This window comes from Sphingopyxis sp. 2PD (assembly GCF_005503695.1).
GTDB lineage: Bacteria > Pseudomonadota > Alphaproteobacteria > Sphingomonadales > Sphingomonadaceae > Sphingopyxis.
Genome location: NZ_SCMU01000005.1, coordinates 110,848 through 127,662, shown reverse-complemented (window position 1 = coordinate 127,662; position 16,815 = coordinate 110,848). Strand labels below are relative to the sequence as shown.

Sequence of the window (16,815 nt, the reverse complement as noted above, 5' to 3'; positions counted from 1 at the left end):
GTCAGCGCGCCTTCACGCCAAATTGGGTGGTCAGCGACACCAGCAGCCGCGGGTCGGGCTTTTTGACCAGGAAACCGCCGCGGTTCAGCGGCGCCGCGACCGTCACGTCGAGCCGCGCGACATCGCCATAGGCAACGCGCACCCCGCCGCCCGCGGAATAGAGTTTCTGCGGATTGAGGCCGTTGAACGCGGTATCCTTGTTCCACACCCATGCCGCATCGAAAAAGGCGAAGGGCTGCACCGCGAACGCCTTGGTATTGGCGGGGACGAACGACCCGTAGCGCGCCTCGAGCGCGACGCCGACGCCGCTGTCGCCGATGATCGTGCCGGGGTCGAACCCACGCCCGACGGTGAAATTGCCGCCCGAAAACTCCTCATAAGCCAGCAGCGGATCGTTCGACCATTGCGCGCGCGGGGCGGCCGACAGGGTGAATAATTTGTGCGGTCGCCATTCGGCGAGCGCATTGGCGCGCAGCAGGAACGCATCGGGTTTGCCCTCGACGCGGGTCAGTGGCACTGCGCCGGGCAGGAAACAGGTTGCCCCGCCGGGACCGCAATCGTCGCTCGCGCCAAGGAAGCTGGCGCCCTGACGCGCTTCGATCGACGTCGACAGCGCCCAGCGAGGTTCGCTGGGACTGAAGCCGCCGCGACCCGCCACCGACGATGGGTCGATCCAACTTGCGTCGGCGCGCAGGTTAAAGACGCGCAGCCGGTCGCGGTTGATCGGCACCCCGCCAAGGCCGATGTCCTGATCGATCAGGTCGAGCCCGCCGCCGACGGTCAAGCGCCGCGCCTGCGTCAGCGTGACGGGATAGGAGGCAAACAGGCTGACGATCTGGGTTTTCGACTTGATCGGGAACGCCGCGATGTCGGGGCGCGTCCAGGCGTAAGTGTAGCTGGCCCCCAGCCGCAACCCTTCTCCGCCGACGCGGAATTCGTGCGCCAGTTGCACCACCTGCTGTTCGTCGAAATCGGGGGTCGAATAAAAGCTGGCAGTCGTCAGATCGCCCATGCCGGTCAGCCCGGCCAGGCGGACGCGCGCCACCCCACCCCAGCGGCCGACGTCGCGCGAACCGAAATTCTGCGCGTTGAAATCGAACAGCACCGGGGTGCGCGCGACGGTAACTTCGCCGACGACCTCGCCCGGGGCGCCGCCCGGACGGAGCGTCAGCCGCGCATCCATGCCCGGAATATCGCGCGCGAGTAGCAGATAGCGCTCGGCATCGATGATGTTGAACACCGGCTGATCGTCGAGGCGCGACAGATAGCGCTGTAGCAGCGGTTCGTTGGCACCGGCGTCGCCGCGCACCTCGATCCGCGACATCCGCGCAGCAAGAATCTCGAGCTGCACGACGCCATCGTCGATCGTTTGCGGGGGAACGCGAACCGCGGCGAGGTAACCTTGCGACCGCAGCATCGTCGCGGCGCGGTCGCGGATGTCGCACACGACCGAAATCGGCAGATCCTGCCCGACCTTATCCGACCAGCTGGACGCCAGCATGGCATTGTCGATGCCCGCCACACTGGAAAATTCGACCCCGCGCAGCGTGATGCGGACATTGGCGAATTCGGGGTTGGCAAGCGGGCAGGGCGCGCGCTCGATGCCGTCGTCGGCGGTCACCACCTGTTCGTTGGGCGGGGTCAGCGGCGCAAGGGTCGGCTGCTGGATTTCCTCGCGCGTCGGGATCTGCGGGGTGACCTGCGCCAGCGTCGCGGCGGGCATCGCTGCCGCGACCAGTCCGGCCGAACCGATCAGCGTTCGCCGCAGCCCCGCCCGTTTCGGCCGCCCGCGCGCAATATATCCCACATCCCCCTTGATCATCACCACCCCTTAAGTACGAACGCGACCGCGAAATCGCGGTGCGGAAATTCATATGGCTCTGCCGCAAAGCCGGGCAGCGCGAATTGTTCGACCCAAGGAAAGGTTCTGCCGATTGTTAGCGGCAGATTTTCGCCCGTTTAGTATCAGATGGCTCGACCGGGTTCAATGCCCGGCCAAATCCGTTTGCCTCAACCTGCTTCAGATTCCGACATTGCGTCGACCAGCCGATTGAGCTGCGGTGTGCAGCCTTTTGCCATCAGCATATCGACCGATCCTTCGACCGTGTCGGGCGCGTTTTCGAGCGCGGTAAAGCGCACCGTCACCGGCGCCGCGAGGCCGCCACCCGACAAGCGGTAGTCGACGCCATATTGCACCGGCAGCACATCGGTCGGCCATTTGCGGAAATTGGCGCCATCGACGATCGCGACGGTCGATTTTTTGCCCGCGCTTTCGATTTCCAGCGCGGTGTCGCCTTCCATATTGGGGCGCCACAGCATCAACGTGGCCGGGTTGGCGACGCAGAAGGTGCCGCCTTCGCGATAGTCGAGCAGCCACAGGTTCGGCGCGCGCGCCTCGACCGGTGCAGTGTCGCCGGGACCACGGGAAAAACCGCCGCGCGATCGCATCGTCGGCCCCTTGGCCAGCATCCGGGTCACGGTTCCGCTCATCGACTGGCTGGTCTGGATCGTGGCGCTGGCGCCAAAGGTGCCGGGGCCGGACAGGGTGCGGGTCTTGCCCGCCTGCATCAATACGACCTTGTCGCCTGCGACGAGGGTCAGCTTGTCGGCCGATTTCAGCTTGGCTCCCGTCGGATATTTGCTCGCCGACGGGCCGGTTGAACGGACGACCATCGATTGCGCGGCAGCGCTGCCGACCACCGCAACCGCCATGATTGCCGCGGCGGCAGAGAGGGCAATGCGGCCCTTTGGCAGATCAGGAAAGGACATAGCTTTCTCCATTCTTCGTATTGTTCAGACGTTCTATCAGAAACATTATGGCTGGATCCTGACCGAATTCGGCCTGTGCTGCTGTGGCACAGGTCACATAGGCATTTTTATCGCCCGCGCTGTGCGCCGCGACCATGGCCGCAATCCGCGCGCGTTGTTCCGGCGCAAGGTCGGGGCGCGGAGAGAGAACGTCGACGGGCTGGGCGCGGCCGCGCAGCGTCACCCGCCCCATCGGTACCAGATCGTCGCGATCCGATCGCGCCGCGGCTTCGGCGGAGATCAGGACACCCGTCTTCAGGCTCTTGTTCGCGGCTTCGAGCCGCGAGGCGGTGTTCATGCTGTCGCCAAGCGCGGTATATTGGATGCGCCCTTCGCCGCCGAAATTGCCGACGATCGCATCGCCGACGTGCAACCCGACGCGCGTCATGCCGATCGGCGGAACATCTTCGGCGGCCAGGTCAACGCGGTATTTCTCGCCGGCCTGATACATGGCGAGCGCAGCGGCGGCGGCTTTTGGCCCGTCGTCGGGACGGCTGAGCGGCGCGCCCCAGAAGGCGACGACGGCGTCGCCGACGAACTTGTCAATCGTGCCGCCATGTTCGAGCACGATGTCGGACAGCCGATCGAGATATTCGTTCAGCAACCGCGCGACGGTTTCCGGGGTGACCGCATGGCTGAGTTTCGTGAAGCCCTCGAGGTCGGTAAAGACGCAGAATATGTTGCGCCGTTCGCCGTGCAGCGACAGCTGGTCGGGATCGCGCATGATCTGCGCCGCGACGTCGGCGGGCAGATATTTGCCGAGCGCCGATTGGGCAAAGGCACGCTGGCGCGACCCGATTGTGCGCGCGGCCGTGCCGACCGCCGCATAGCCAAACAGCCAACCGATCGCCCAGCCAAAGGTGGGCAGCGTCGTCGTATCAACCCCGCGTCCCTGCAACCAGAAGGGGAAGGCGACAAAAAACGCCATCTGCCCGAAAAAGGCGAGCGCGACCCAGCGCGCGCGCAGGTCGATCAGGCTGGTCAGCCCGCCCGCCAGCACGATCAGGATCGCCAGGATCCACAGCGCCGGAACCGACAGGGGCCGTGACCACGCATTGTCGAGCTGCTGCGCCAGCATGTGCGCGTGAACTTCCAGCCCGATCATCGTTTCGTGTTGGCCGGTGATCGGATCGGTAAAACGACTGAGCGGGGTGTTGAACTGGTCGTTGTCGATGATGTCGCCGCCGATCAGGACGTAACGGTCTTTCACCAGCTCGGCGAACCCGGCGCGCATGTCGGCGTCCATGGGCATCGCAAAGGTGTCGATCGGGATATTGGCGAAAACGGGCTCCTCCTGTCCCGCGGCGGCGCGCGCGGGAACCAGGAAACGGATATTGCCCTGGAAATTCGCAAAGGCCGGATCGACCGGCGCCATGGCGTTCGACATGAGCGGCGGCAGGTTTTTGGGCCGGTCGGGCCAAGTGCGGATCACGCTGTCGTCATCGGTCCGAAATAGCACGCTGGTCGGTTTGGTCTTGTCGGTCGCGACCGCAGCGATGAAGGCTTCGAGAAACTTCTGCTGTTCGTAAAAGATCGTGTTCGGATTACTCGCCTGCTCGGCATAGGCGAGCCAGGTCGGGGTGGTCATGGCGCGCAACTGCGTCTTCAGCACCTCGTCGTCCGGCCGGGGCGAATCGAACGCGATATCGATGCCGATCGCTTTTGCCCCCATCTGGTCGATATTGCCGAGCGCATTGGCAAGGAGGGTGCGGTCGAGCGGTGACCGGATGCCGGTGTTGAACAGGGTTTCATCATTATAGGTGATCAGGACGATGCGTTTGTCCTGTTCGACATGCGGCGCCATCAGTGTCGCGCGCGCGTCATAAAGTGCCCGCTCGGCGGCATCGATCAACGGCATCTGCCAGCTGAAGCGCGCGATCAGGATCGCGACGAGCAGGAAGACGATCGTTGCCGCCATGCGCGACGGGCCAAGCTGCATGACCAGACGCCGCACCTGCTTGCGCAGCGGCACAGCGGGGCGCTGGTCATCGGGCGCGACCGGGTTGTCCGCGGTGAGGCCGGCTTCGGGCAAGGGCATGGATTCAGCGGGCAGCGCGGCCGATACCTTCCTGCGCGGGCGCGGCGGCAGTGGCCGTGGTCCCGTGCAGCAACGGCTGGCCGCCGTCACCGATGATCGCAAAGCCCGCCCAATAATAAGGATGCGACGTCTGCTGATCGTCCATCAGCCGCAGCTGCGTTCCCCACATGGCGTCAGCGACGCTGGTACCCTGACCCGATCCGAACAGGCCGCCGATCAGGCGCTTCGTCGCGTCGAAATCGTCGGGGGCCGGCCAATGGCTGGCGATCACCGAGCGGCCCCCGGCGCCGATGAAGCTGCGCACCAACCCGTCGAGCGCGTTGCCGCCGCCTGACAGCCCCGCTTCGCGGGTGGCCGCGACCGATGCGGCGCCCGCGGTGTCGCACGCCGACAGGATGACCAGGTCGGCGTTGATCTTGAGGTCGAAAATTTCCTGAAAGGTCAACAGCCCGTCCGAATCACCGTCGCCGAACGAGGTGACAAGTGCGGGGCGCGCAGGGCAGGCGGGGCGCGGCGCGGTGACGAGGCCGTGGGTCGCGAAATGGATGATGCGATAGTCATCGAGGTCGGTGCGCGTCTTGACCGCGCTGTCGGTGAAGGCGCCGCCGGTCAGCAGCGTCCCCACGTTGCCGCCCATGGCGTTGCGCGCAGTGACGAGCTCGTCGGCGGAAATCGGCCGCGCCCATTGCGCGATGTCCCACTGGCAGTCGCTGTCGATGGCGCTGCCCGCCGCGCCGCGGGTACCAAGCGACGGCAGGGTGGTGCCGTCGACCGGCAAATTTTGGCCCAGCCCGAAATATTGGTTGGCGGCCTTCGACGGCGCCGCCTGCCGTGCGTTGCGGAAAGCCAAGGTCGATACCGCGGTGCTAGGCCGCGAGGTGCGCCCAAGCCACGCGACCTGGCGCATGTCGAACGGATCGGCATCGGGATCGAGCAGTCGCTGTTCATAAGCGGCCAGCCCCGTATCGGCGGTGATCAGCAGATTGATCGGCAGTCGCAGCATCGCGCCATCGGGTTCAAAGATCAGATGGGCAACGCCGGGCAGCTTGGCGGCGACCGGGCCGAACAGCTGGCCATAGAGCTTGTACGCGGTTGCCGCATCGAACGGATAGGTCACGCGGCGGCCATTTTCGACGATCGAGATCGTCGAGCGGATCGCGTCGACCGCGGTGTCGAGCCCTGCCGCGCTGATGTCGGATTTCCAGAGCTGGGCGCTGCCCGGTTCGATCAGCATCGCATAGACGGAATCGCCGACCACCAGCATTTTGAGATAGGCTTCGTCGGCGCGCAGCACCTGTTGCAGTTCGACAAGGTCGAGCTTGCCCGGCGCGACGACGCGATATTGCGGGAAGGCGCTCAGCGCGACGATCGTTTCGGCCTGCTGGAACGACAGATTGTCGATCTGGGTCTTGAGGTCGGCGCGCAGCGCATTGATTTCGGGCGAAACCGGCAATTGGCCGAGCCGGGCATCCTCGATCCGGGCGCGCTCGATGTCGCGGTTCAGCGTCGTTGCCTGGCGGAACAGCCGCGCGCCATCGTCGCTGCCGCTCGACAGTTCGCGCGCCAGCACCGCCTGGGTATCGGCGACGCCGGGACGGACCTGCAACTGGCTGGCAACGAAAAAGTCGCTGACCGCGGTGGCATCGGTGGCGGCGCGGCTGGAGAGCAACCGGTAATAGGGTGCCATCATATTGGCCATGCCGGTGGTCGAGCGCTGCGATCCGGCAAGCGCGGCAACAACGTCGCGATAGATAGCCAGCGCCTTGTCGTCCTGCCCGTGGCGGGTCAGAAAGGCGGCGTAGCGCGCGCGGGCAGAGGCAAGCGCGTTGGTTTCGGGATATTCGACCGCCAGCGCGTTCACCGATTCCAGAAAACGCGCATCGGCGGCGGCAATGTCGCCGAGCGCCTCTTCGGCCAGCGCGAGCTCGCCGAGCATTTGCGAGCGCAGCCGGACGATCGAGGTGACTCGGCCTTCGCGCACCGCGAGCGCGTCGGTCAGCCCCTTGAGCTGCGCCATCTTGGCCGCGGCGCCATTGCCGCGCAGCCGCTCGACGGTGCCGAGCAGGTGCACCGCCTGCGCGTCGATGATCTGGGCGCGTTCGATCGGAGTCAGCCGTTCGCGGTCCGATGCCTGCTGGACGGCGCGGGCGTTGCTGCCGCTGTTCACCCCGGCGACGATCGCCGGGGTCAGCGTGACGCTGGCGCCATCGACCGTGACGGCGCTGGTCAGCGGCGCGATCGGTTGCTGCAACAGTTCGGCCGCGCCGTCGTAATCGCGCTGGTTCAGCGCATGAATGGCGCGGAAATTGCGGCGCAGGCGGAGCTGGACGGGATCGCTGGTCGGCACCGCCTCGGCTTCGGCAAACAGCCGCTCCGCCTCGCCAAATTCGCCGAGGTTCGATCGTTGCAGCGCGCGGTTCAGGGTGAATTCGGTCGGGTCGATGTCGGCGGCGGCCTCGTCCCCCTGTGCGCGGCGCGACAGGGTTTCGAAAAATTCGGCGGCTTCGGCATAATCGCCGCTGTGGTTGCGCCGATATCCCTCGGCCAAGGCCTTGTCGACGTCGATGGCGCCGGCCAGCGTGCGCGCGAAACCGTCGTTGGCGCCGACCGATGTCGTCGCAACCTTGATCACGCCAGGGACGACCCTGCGCTGACGGACCGATTCGAGCGCGAGGTTGAGCGCGTCGCCATAGGCGGCAAAGCCTTCGACCGTGTACGCGGTGTTTCCGTCCGCTTCGACCCGCGTTTGCCACGCAACGCTGCTGTTCTTGACCATGCAGGTTCCGTCGGCGGCGCAGGTGATGCTGTCGGCGCGGCCGCGTTCGATCCGGGCGAGCGCCTGGTCGGGGCTGGCGCGCAGCATGCGGACATATCCCACCGGCTGGCTGGCATCGCGGCACAGGATCACCCAGGCACGATCGAACATGCCGACGATGACATTGTCGCGCACCGTCGCTTGGACGGCGCACAGCGAGCCGCCTTGGTCGCCGATAGAAAAACTGTCGCGCAAAGTGGGGTCGGTGACCTGCGCCTGAGCGGTTCCGGACGACGCGACACAGAGCGCGGTCAGAATCGGCAAGCAAAATAGACGTCGCACGGTCATCACCAATTCCCCAAACCTAAGGTCAGAGGCGCCATGCCGACGCGATCGTGGCTAGGCGCAGTCTTCATGGCTGCGGTGCGACCCATTCCCCGCGGCGGACCCTAAACCCTTCGCCTGAAAAAGGGAAGTGATCAGCGGCACAGGCCGCTTGCGCCCATGGGACACGCAACCTATCTGCAGAGCGACTGTTTCAAACCCATGAGGACATTATGAGCGGATTCGACGATCGTGAACGCGCCTTTGAGGCCCAATTTGCCCGCGATCAGGAGCTGCAGTTCCGCATCACGGCGCGGCGCAACCGGCTGCTTGGTGAATGGGCCGCAGAACGCATGGGGCTGACTCCCGAGGAAACCGACGCCTACGCCAAGGCGGTCGTGCAGGCCGATTTCGAGGAAGCGGGCGACGAGGATGTGATCCGCAAGCTGGCGGGCGACCTGACCGCCGCCAAGGTGGAGATCAGCGACGCCGAAATCCGCGCGGTGCTGAACGAAAAGACCGTCGAGGCACGGCGCCAGTTCATCGACGCGCAGGGCTGACCCGATGGGTATGCGCGCCGACGATTTGCGGGCGATGATCGTCGCCGCCTTTCCCGAAGCGGTGGTGCAAATCACCGACCTCGCGGGCGATAACGATCATTATGCCGCGCATGTCGTCAGCGAATCCTTCCGCGGCATGACCCGCGTTGCGCAGCACAAGGCGGTCTATGCCGCGCTCGGCGGACGCATGGGCGGCGAACTTCATGCCTTGCAATTGACGACCGCCGTCCCTTCATAAGGGATAGCTCAAAAATTTGGCGCGCTGCGCCGCCGGAGACGATTATGACCGAACCCACGCATTACCGCATCGCCAAGCTGGTCGCCGACAATCCCGTGCTGTTGTTCATGAAGGGCACGCCGCTGTTCCCGCAATGCGGCTTTTCGTCGCGCGCGATCGCGATGCTCGATCGGCTGGGGATCGAATATGAAACCGTCGATGTGCTGCAGGACATGGAAATCCGTCAAGGCATCAAGGAATTTTCGGACTGGCCGACGATCCCCCAGCTCTATGTGAAGGGCGAATTTGTCGGCGGCAGCGACATCATGATGGAAATGTGGGAAGCGGGCGAGCTTCACACACTTATGGCGGGGATTCCGGCGCGGGCGGAATAAAGCGCTTCGAAGAAACAAAAGCCCGCCGGAGCGTGCGTTCGGGCGGGCTTTTGTTTGCCTGCTTTGGGGTGGTGAGCAGACGGAGCCGCTCCTCCCCGGAACGGGGAGGGGGACCAGCGAAGCTGGTGGAGGGGCACCATCGGTTTGCCTTGCCGCCGAAGTCGTGCTCCACTGCTAGGGTCCCGGGAAGCTTGGTTCTTCCAGCCCAGCGCTGCGTAAACCTCCTGTGCCCCTCCACCACCCTTCGGGTGGTCCCCCTCCCCCGTTGGGGGAGGATCGGCTATGTCCGCAATCGGCCGTTTCCTGCCATTCAAAGCGTGGTGCTCAGCCGCCCAACCACCCTGTCACCTCACCCGCCACCTTGTTCGCCGCCCGCGCCAGCGCTTCGCCGACCGGCTTCGCCTCGATCTCGCCGCCGATCGCCTCGCGCGCTTCGAAGCGACGCTGGCTGACCGTCTTGCCGCCCGCCGACACCAGCATAGCCTGATAGACGACGACCGCTTCGCCCGTTCGCGCGTCGACGCCAAATTCCATAAGCTGCCCGGCGAGCTGCTCGCCCGGTGCGGTCAGATATTGCCCTTCGTCGAGTACGACGCGCGCCGTACCCGCGGCGACGGTTTCGGACACCAGCCGCTGGAACAGCCGCTGCGGCGCTTCGACCCATTGCGCGTCCTTGACGTACGTCACGCTGCTGTTGTCCTGCTGCACCGGAATGCGCGTCGTGCGCAGTTTCTGCGGCGCGGTCGGGATCAGGATGGTCAGCGTCGATGCGTCGGCGGCGGTGCGCGCCGCGCCTGCTGCGGGCGCCGCTGCGGCATCGAGTGTCAACAGAAAGGGCGGCGTCTTGCCGCCGAGGCCGATGCACGCCGACAGCGATACGGCGAGCGTGGCGGCGAGCAGCGGGGTGCGGAGGTGGCGGATCATGATCGTCCTCATTTCTTGTAATCGGGCAGCTTGCTGCCGCCCAGCACGGCGCCGGCGCCTTGCTGGTCGAGCTTGTCCGTCAGGCTGGACAGCGAGGCGGAAGTGCGGCGCAGGTCGCGGATCAGCGCATTGGCTTCGGGGATCGTCGTCTGGCTGAAGGTTTGCAGGCCGGGCCGCGCGTCGGCGATCGCGCCCTCCAGCGTCTTCATCGATTCATTTGCCGACGCCAGCGTATCGCGCAGGTTCCGCATCGCCGGGTCGACGTTGCGGTCGATCGTGCCTTGTGTTGCCGCGGCCAGATTGCCGATCTGTTCGGCGGCGACCCCGGTCTGCTGGATCGCGATGCGCGTGTCGGCCAGCGCGCGTTCGATCGCGGGACCATTGCGCGCCAGAATCGCGGTCGAGGCTTCGACATTGTTCAGGATGCCGCGCATGCTCGCCTGGTTTTCGTCGTCGGCCAGTTCGGCCAGCCGCTCGGTCAGCGTCGACAGGCGCTGGAGCAATTGCGGCGCGGTGTTGAGCAATTCGCCGAGGCCGCCGACGCGGGTCGGGATGACGGGCTTGCCCGCCGGACCCTTGTCGGTGATCGCGGGCGCGCCCTTGACCGCGCCGTCGAGCGAGATTTGCGAGACGCCGGTGAAACCGACCCCCTCGATCGCGGCGGTCGTGCCTTGCAGAACGGGGACGCCCTCATCGACCTCGATCCGCACGCGGACGAATTGCGGATCCTCGGGCCACAGGGCGATTTCGCGGACCTGCCCCGATGGCACGCCCGAAAATTGCACCGCGGCTCCCTTGTTCAGCCCGTCGACCGACTGTTTGAAAAATATGTCATATTCGCGCTTCTCGCCGCCGGTGTCGTTGGCCAGCCAAACGACGAAAAAGGCGAGGGCCGCGGTAAAGAACAGGACAAAGGCGCCGACCAGTACGTTGTTCGAGCGAGTTTCCATCAGCTTTTCCTATCGTGCCGTTCGGCGGCAATGTTGCAGCCGGCGGCTGCGCGGCCGCGGGGGCCGTTGAAATAATCCTGTATCCACGGATGCTCGGTGGCAAGCAGTTCGGGGATAGTGCCGACCGCGATCACCTTCTTTTCGGCGAGCACCGCGACCCGGTCGCACGTTGCATAGAGCGAATCGAGATCGTGGGTGATCAGGAAGACGGTGAGGCCCATCGTGTCGGCGAGCTCGCGGATCAACTCGTCGAACTTGGCGGCGCCGATTGGGTCGAGCCCGGCGGTCGGTTCGTCGAGGAACAAGAGCGCGGGGTCGAGCGCGAGGCTGCGCGCCAGGCCCGCACGCTTCACCATGCCGCCCGACAGCTCGGCGGGATATTTTGGCCCGGCGTCGGGGGGCAGGCCGACCATGGCGACCTTGTAGGCCGCGATCTCGTCGAGCAGTTTCTGGTCGGTGCGCGGATAATATTCGCGCAACGGCACCTGGATATTTTCGGCGACGCTGAGCGTCGAGAACAAAGCCCCGCCCTGGAACATAACGCCCCAGCGGCGACGCAGGTCGCGTGATTCCTCTTCGTCGGCGATGGCGTCGAGCGTCTTGCCATAGACCTCGATCTCGCCCGCCGTAGGGGTCTGCAAGCCGATGATCGAACGCATCAGCACCGATTTGCCGGTGCCTGATCCACCGACGACGCCCAAAATCTCGCCCGAACGGACGTCGAGGTCGAGCCCGTCGTGGATCACCGCGTCGCCAAACTGGTTGACGAGGCCGCGGATACGGATCGCATAATCGAACTCGTCGGGGCGCACCGCGTCGGCGGCGGCGAGCTCTTCGGCAACCTGTTCGTCGATCTCGTTGCTCATCAATTCCATCCGATCGACGAAAAGAAGACCGCGAACATCGCGTCGAGCACGATGACGAGGAAGATTGCGGCAACGACCGCGGAGGTCGTGCGCTGTCCGACTTCCTCGGCGTTCTGGCGCACCTGCATGCCCTCATAACAGCCGGTGACCCCGATCAATATGCCAAACACCGGTGCTTTGATCAGCATCGCCCAGAAATCGGTCATCGGGATGATGTCGCGCAGCAGTTGGATATAGGTGAGCGGCGGAATATCGAGTCCGATCCAGCAGAACACGCCGCCGCCGACGATCGCGCAAATGCTGGCGTAAAAGCCCAGCAGCGGCATCAGGATCGTCGCGGCGGCGACGCGCGGCAGCACGATCGCCTCCATCGGTGACACGCCGATCGTGCGCATCGCGTCGATTTCCTCGGTGAGCTTCATCGTGCCGATCTGCGCGGCGAACGCCGATCCCGACCGGCCCGCGACCATGATCGCGGTCATCAGCAGACCGAGCTCGCGGATCGATGCGCGGCCGACCAGGTTGACGGTGAATATCTCCAGCCCGAATTGGCGCAGTTGCACCGCGCCCTGCTGCGCGACGACGATCCCGATCAGGAACGTCATCAGGCCGATAATTGGCAGGGCATCGACGCCGACGGTCTGGAACCGGGTGACGATGGCGTGCCAGCGCAGGCGCCGCCGCGCGCGCAGCTGGGTGCCGAGCGCCATGATCATGGCGCCAAAGAATCCGACGATGCCGAGCAGTTCGTGCCACACCGCCCGGCTGGCGACGCCGACCTGTTCGAGCATGCGGATCAGCGGGGGGCGGCGGTCGCGGTGGATGCGGTATTCGCTTTTGTCACTCGCCAGCGCATCGAGCAGCCGCTGCGCTTCGGGGCTGGCACCGGTGACTTTCGCGCCATGTTCCTTGACCGTACGGGTGACAATCCACGCGCCGACGGTGTCGATCCGTTCCAGCGCCGACAAATCGAGCGAAGCGATCGGACCCAGCGCATCGAGTCGCGCCGGCAGATCGCCGAGCCGCGCCAGCGTGAGCCGACCGGTGAAGCGGATGTCGGCGCCGTCCGCGCCCTCGCTCTGTTCGAAATCCGCTTTGGCCACCATCGTGCGGAGGACATTGTATTATTTGCCCCATGACGGCAAGCGAATCCCGCCCCCTTGGCCGCCGCGCGGCGGCGCACTATGCTGGCCCTATGGAAACCCCGCCGATCGCTCCGCCACCCGACTATGCGCACCGTGTGGCGATGTACGACATGGACAGGACGATAACGCGATCAGGGACTTACAGCGGGTTTCTGATGCATGTTGCACGGCGGCGGCAGCAATGGCGGCTGTTGTTGCTACCGCTGGTCGGGCTGGCCGGCGCCGCCTATGCACTGCGCCTGATCGACCGGTCGCGGCTGAAGGCGATCAACCTGCGTCTGCTGGTGGGACGGCGCTTTGCGCGCGCCGAAATTGCGCCGCTCGCCGCAAGCTATGCCGACAAGGTGGTGGCGCGCGGGCTGCATCCCGCGGCGCTCGAACAGATCGCCGCCGACCGCGCGGCGGGTTACCGGCTGCTGCTCGCGACCGCGTCTTTCCATCTTTACGTCGATGAAATCGCCAAGCGACTCGGCATCGAAGACGTGCTGGCGACGCGGCTCGACGAGCCCGACGGTGCCGATCACATCCACGCCCGGCTGTCGGGCGACAATTGTTACGGCGACGCCAAATTCGCGCGGATCGACGGCTGGATGGCGGCCAATGCGATCACGCGCGATGCCGTGCATATCCGCGCCTATTCGGACCATGTGTCCGACCACCCGATGCTGCGATTTGCCGATGAAGCGGTCGCAACGACGCCATCGCGCGGGCTGAAGAAACTGGCGCCGCAAATGGGGTGGTCAGTGGTCGACTGGCGGGGGAAGAGGTAGTTAGCCCCTCCCGCTCGCGGGAGGGGTAGCGAGACTTACGAGCTTGCTCGTTAGTCGCAGGGGGGTGGGTCTGCTCGACGTTGGAAGCTCGCTTCGCTCGCGCCCACCCCCAACCCCTCCCGCAGGCGGGAGGGGAGTTATCAGTCAAACCGCGTCCAGCGCCTGCGCGAAGTCGGCGATCAGATCGTCGGCGTCCTCGATCCCGATCGAGATGCGGACCAGATTGTCGGTGATCCCCAGCGCTGCCTTGCGCGCGTCGGGGACCGACAGGTGCGTCATTGCGGCAGGGTGGCTGGCCAGCGTTTCGGTTCCGCCCAGGCTCACCGCGAGCTTGGCGATCTTGAGCGCGTCGAGGAAGCGGAAGCTCTCCGCCTCGCCGCCCTTGATGAACAGCGAAAAGGTCGAGCCGGCGCCGGTGCAATGGCGCTCGAAAATGTCCTTTTGCGACCCGTCGGGCAGGAAGCCGAGATAGCCCAGCCCCTCGACCTTGGGATGATCGCGGAGGAAGGCGCAAACCTTTTCGGCATTTTCGCCCGCGCGGCTCATGCGCAGCTCGACGGTTTCCAGGCTGCGCAGCAGCATCCACGCGGTGTTGGGGTCGCAAATCGTGCCGATCGTGTTGCGCATCATCCGGATCGGACCGAGCCAATGCTTCGATCCCAGCACCCCGCCTGCGACCAGATCGCTGTGCCCGCCGGCATATTTGGTCAGGCTGTAAAGGACAATGTCGGCGCCATGCGCCAGCGGCTTTGACCACAAGGGGCCAAGGAAAGTATTATCGATCGCGATCGGCGGCCGCGCATCGGCGGCAAAGGCGGCGTCGGTCGCGGCGCGCATCGCTTCGACATCGACCAGCGCATTGGTCGGGTTGGCCGGGCTTTCCAGATAGACCATCGCGACCTTGCCGCCCTGATCGGCCGCCATCTGCTTGGCGCGGACGAGGATCGCGTCCATGTCCTCGCGCGACGCTTCGGCGGGGAAATCGACATAGGTCGCACCGAAGCGCGAGAGGATGCGCGCGATCAGCGTCTCGGTCGCGGCATAGAGCGGTCCCGAGTGGACGATGACGTCGTTCATGCTGACATGCGCAAGCAGCAGCGTGGCGATCGCCGACATGCCCGACGAAAACACCAGCGCATCCTCCGCCTTTTCCCAGACGCCAAGCCGCGCTTCCAGAATCTCCTGATTCGGCCCGTTGAAGCGCGAATAGACCAGCCCGTCGGCGCCGCCGGGACGCTTGCCGGTGATCCCCTCGAAATGGCGCTTCCCTGCCGCCGCGCTTTCAAAGGCGAAGGTCGATGTCAGGAACACCGGCGGCTTCAGCGATCCTTCGGACAGCATCGGGTCATAGCCATAACCCATCATCAGCGTCGCCGGCGACAGCGGACGCCCGCCAATCTCGGTGACGTCCTGCTTGGGCTTGCGGCGCGGCGAGGTACCGGTGAGGTCGCTATTGTCGATCGGGGGCATGAAGATTTCCTTGGGGCCAGATTAGTTTCGCTTGCAACTAGCGCCCTTTGCTCCGCGCGTCACCCCGCGATCGCAAGTGCCGGTAGGAAGGGACCGTAGCCCCGAGCTTGTCGAAGGACGGCTATCCACGAGAAGCGCCCTTCGATAAGCTCAGGGCTACGGTGATGCCCGCGACTGCGAGCTATGCGATCATAGCCATCGCCCAGATCACCCCGATGAGCAGCGGCACCCCGATGATGTCGAGGGCCAGTCCCGACTGTAACATGCGGGGCAGGGCGATATGGCCCGTCGCCCACGCCAGCGCGTTCGGTCCGGTCCCCGACGGTAGCATGAAGCCCCAGCTTGCCGCCATCGCGACCGGCAGGGCGAGCAGGACCGGATCGACCCCGGTCGCCGCAATCAGCGCCGCGAGCACCGGCATGATGCCACTGGCGGTCGCGACGATGCTCGCGAATTCGGTGATCAAGATGGTCAGCGCTACGATGATCGCGGCGAGTGCGACCGTCGGGATGCTGCCGAGCGGCGCCAGCACGGCGCCGAGCCACGCCGCGAGCCCGCTGGCGGTGATCGCCGCGGCGAGCGCCAGCCCGCCACCGAACATCATGATCACGCCCCACGGCGCGCGATCGGCCTCTTTCCAGACGAGCAGCGGCCGCCCGGTGCCGTCGGGCAGGACGAACAACAGCAGGCTGCCCGCGATGGCGATCGTGCCATCGGTCAGTGCTCCCTTGGGCAGCAGGGGTTCGAGCCACGGCTGCGCCACCCAGGCGAGGAACACGAGCAGAAAGACCGGGACGACCCGGCGCTCGGCGATCGACCAGATCGCCTGCTTGCCGAGCGCGGCGGCGGCGCCCTGGCCATCGAACGCATGCGCCGAAAGTCGCTGCACCCGCGCGATGATGAAAAGCGCCGCCGGGGTCGCGAGCAGCACAACGGGGACGCCGTAGAGCATCCAGTCGAGGAACGAGATCCGCAGCTCAAGTGTCTTTTCGATCAGCCCCGCGGCGATCGCATTGGTGGGGCTGCCGACCAGCGTGCCGAGCCCGCCGATCGACGCGGCAAAGGCGATCCCCATCATCACCGCCCCGGCAAATCCCTCGGTCTCGCCCTCGCGAATGCCACCGGCGCGGACGACGGCCAGCGCGATCGGAACCATGATCAGCGCGGTCGAGGTGTTCGAAATGAACATGCTGAGCAGCGCGGTTGCCGCCATGAAGGCGAACAGCAGCCCGGTCGCGGTCGGCGCGGCGCGCTTGAGCAACGCGAGCGCGAGCCGTCGGTGCAAGCCGACCCGCTCGATCGCCAGCGCCAGAAAGGCGCCGCCGAGGATCAGGAACAGAATGGGCGAATAATATTCCTTGGCGATCGCATTGGCGTCCATCACCCCGAACGCCGGGACCAGCAGGAACGGCAGCAGCGCGGTGACGGTCAGCGGTAGCGCCTCGGTCATCCACCAGATCGCCATCAGCACCGTCAGCGCCGCGACGTGCCAGGCGGTGGTTTCCATGCCCGCCGGTGCGGGCAGGGCGAGCATGACGATGAAGGTCAGCAGGCCGCCGATCAGTCCAAACAGGCGCGTCCGTGTCATCCGTC

General features: G+C 65.6%; 14 protein-coding genes. 4 read left to right on the top strand and 10 right to left on the bottom strand.

Translation table 11 applies throughout. The features are described from left to right. Nucleotide 1 precedes the first annotated feature (1 nt). From FFS18_RS06870 to FFS18_RS06855, 4 genes are all read right to left on the bottom strand, one after another. Nucleotides 2-1,822 (bottom strand): ShlB/FhaC/HecB family hemolysin secretion/activation protein, encoded by a 1,821-nt coding sequence (locus FFS18_RS06870; RefSeq protein WP_137870302.1) that lies wholly within the window; start codon nt 1,820-1,822, stop codon nt 2-4. Between the two features lie 188 nt (nt 1,823-2,010). After that, nucleotides 2,011-2,769 (bottom strand): hypothetical protein, encoded by a 759-nt coding sequence (locus tag FFS18_RS06865; protein ID WP_137870301.1) that lies wholly within the window; start codon nt 2,767-2,769, stop codon nt 2,011-2,013. Then, a complete protein-coding gene (locus FFS18_RS06860; RefSeq protein ID WP_137870332.1) occupies nt 2,756-4,747 on the bottom strand; it encodes an adenylate/guanylate cyclase domain-containing protein in 1,992 nt (663 codons plus the stop codon). The genes FFS18_RS06865 and FFS18_RS06860 overlap by 14 nt, the downstream gene beginning before the upstream one ends. 103 nt (nt 4,748-4,850) lie before the next feature. Then, the gene (locus tag FFS18_RS06855) at nt 4,851-7,925 is read right to left on the bottom strand and encodes a CHAT domain-containing protein (RefSeq protein ID WP_249340333.1); all 3,075 of its coding nucleotides are present in this window, start codon (nt 7,923-7,925) and stop codon (nt 4,851-4,853) included. A gap of 233 nt (nt 7,926-8,158) precedes the next feature. Here FFS18_RS06855 and FFS18_RS06850 point away from each other — a divergent pair, with 233 nt between their 5' ends. Genes FFS18_RS06850 through grxD form a run of 3 tightly spaced genes read left to right on the top strand, consistent with a single transcriptional unit; the run spans nt 8,159 to nt 9,097 of the window. Continuing rightward, the gene (locus tag FFS18_RS06850) at nt 8,159-8,485 is read left to right on the top strand and encodes a DUF1476 domain-containing protein (protein WP_137870299.1); all 327 of its coding nucleotides are present in this window, start codon (nt 8,159-8,161) and stop codon (nt 8,483-8,485) included. A gap of 4 nt (nt 8,486-8,489) precedes the next feature. Further along, entirely contained in the window at nt 8,490-8,723 is a 234-nt protein-coding gene (locus FFS18_RS06845) for a BolA/IbaG family iron-sulfur metabolism protein (RefSeq protein ID WP_137870298.1), read from the top strand. Between the two features lie 44 nt (nt 8,724-8,767). Then, nucleotides 8,768-9,097 carry a Grx4 family monothiol glutaredoxin gene (grxD, locus tag FFS18_RS06840; RefSeq protein WP_137870297.1) on the top strand — a complete coding sequence of 110 codons (330 nt, stop codon included), beginning with the start codon at nt 8,768-8,770 and terminating at the stop codon, nt 9,095-9,097. 324 nt (nt 9,098-9,421) lie between these two features. Here grxD and FFS18_RS06835 read toward each other — a convergent pair whose 3' ends face one another. From FFS18_RS06835 to FFS18_RS06820, 4 genes are read right to left on the bottom strand one after another with little or no spacing between them, the layout of a single operon-like run. After that, entirely contained in the window at nt 9,422-10,021 is a 600-nt protein-coding gene (locus tag FFS18_RS06835) for an ABC-type transport auxiliary lipoprotein family protein (protein ID WP_120218074.1), read from the bottom strand. An 8-nt stretch (nt 10,022-10,029) separates the two neighbouring features. Beyond that, on the bottom strand, nt 10,030-10,971 hold the full coding sequence (locus tag FFS18_RS06830) for an MlaD family protein (protein ID WP_120215577.1): 942 nt from the start codon (nt 10,969-10,971) through the stop codon (nt 10,030-10,032). Further along, complete coding sequence (locus tag FFS18_RS06825) at nt 10,971-11,837, bottom strand: ABC transporter ATP-binding protein (protein WP_137870296.1); 867 nt, start codon at nt 11,835-11,837, stop codon at nt 10,971-10,973. Before FFS18_RS06825 ends, FFS18_RS06830 begins: the two co-directional genes overlap by 1 nt. Beyond that, nucleotides 11,837-12,943: an ABC transporter permease gene (locus FFS18_RS06820; RefSeq protein ID WP_120215579.1), complete on the bottom strand. Its 1,107-nt coding sequence runs from the start codon at nt 12,941-12,943 to the stop codon at nt 11,837-11,839. The genes FFS18_RS06825 and FFS18_RS06820 overlap by 1 nt, the downstream gene beginning before the upstream one ends. An 89-nt stretch (nt 12,944-13,032) precedes the next feature. Between FFS18_RS06820 and FFS18_RS06815 the strand changes: the two genes are divergently transcribed. Then, complete coding sequence (locus FFS18_RS06815; protein ID WP_137870295.1) at nt 13,033-13,752, top strand: HAD family hydrolase; 720 nt, start codon at nt 13,033-13,035, stop codon at nt 13,750-13,752. 144 nt (nt 13,753-13,896) lie between these two features. On the opposite strand, the gene FFS18_RS06810 is transcribed toward FFS18_RS06815, so the two are convergent. Then, nucleotides 13,897-15,222, bottom strand: a complete 1,326-nt coding sequence (locus FFS18_RS06810) for a cystathionine gamma-synthase family protein (protein ID WP_137870294.1) — start codon at nt 15,220-15,222, stop codon at nt 13,897-13,899. A gap of 181 nt (nt 15,223-15,403) precedes the next feature. Further along, entirely contained in the window at nt 15,404-16,810 is a 1,407-nt protein-coding gene (locus FFS18_RS06805) for an SLC13 family permease (protein WP_137870293.1), read from the bottom strand. Nucleotides 16,811-16,815: the final 5 nt, after the last annotated feature.

What these genes read in the sequence shown, in the direction of transcription:
- FFS18_RS06870 (WP_137870302.1), bottom strand. Translation starts at nt 1,822, where the DNA reads ATGATCAAGGGGGATGTGGGATATATTGCGCGCGGGCGGCCGAAACGG.
- FFS18_RS06865 (WP_137870301.1), bottom strand. Translation starts at nt 2,769, where the DNA reads ATGTCCTTTCCTGATCTGCCAAAGGGCCGCATTGCCCTCTCTGCCGCC.
- FFS18_RS06860 (WP_137870332.1), bottom strand. Translation starts at nt 4,747, where the DNA reads ATGCAGCTTGGCCCGTCGCGCATGGCGGCAACGATCGTCTTCCTGCTC.
- FFS18_RS06850 (WP_137870299.1), top strand. Translation starts at nt 8,159, where the DNA reads ATGAGCGGATTCGACGATCGTGAACGCGCCTTTGAGGCCCAATTTGCC.
- FFS18_RS06845 (WP_137870298.1), top strand. Translation starts at nt 8,490, where the DNA reads ATGGGTATGCGCGCCGACGATTTGCGGGCGATGATCGTCGCCGCCTTT.
- grxD (WP_137870297.1), top strand. Translation starts at nt 8,768, where the DNA reads ATGACCGAACCCACGCATTACCGCATCGCCAAGCTGGTCGCCGACAAT.
- FFS18_RS06835 (WP_120218074.1), bottom strand. Translation starts at nt 10,021, where the DNA reads ATGATCCGCCACCTCCGCACCCCGCTGCTCGCCGCCACGCTCGCCGTA.
- FFS18_RS06830 (WP_120215577.1), bottom strand. Translation starts at nt 10,971, where the DNA reads ATGGAAACTCGCTCGAACAACGTACTGGTCGGCGCCTTTGTCCTGTTC.
- FFS18_RS06825 (WP_137870296.1), bottom strand. Translation starts at nt 11,837, where the DNA reads ATGAGCAACGAGATCGACGAACAGGTTGCCGAAGAGCTCGCCGCCGCC.
- FFS18_RS06820 (WP_120215579.1), bottom strand. Translation starts at nt 12,943, where the DNA reads ATGGTGGCCAAAGCGGATTTCGAACAGAGCGAGGGCGCGGACGGCGCC.
- FFS18_RS06815 (WP_137870295.1), top strand. Translation starts at nt 13,033, where the DNA reads ATGGAAACCCCGCCGATCGCTCCGCCACCCGACTATGCGCACCGTGTG.
- FFS18_RS06810 (WP_137870294.1), bottom strand. Translation starts at nt 15,222, where the DNA reads ATGCCCCCGATCGACAATAGCGACCTCACCGGTACCTCGCCGCGCCGC.
- FFS18_RS06805 (WP_137870293.1), bottom strand. Translation starts at nt 16,810, where the DNA reads ATGACACGGACGCGCCTGTTTGGACTGATCGGCGGCCTGCTGACCTTC.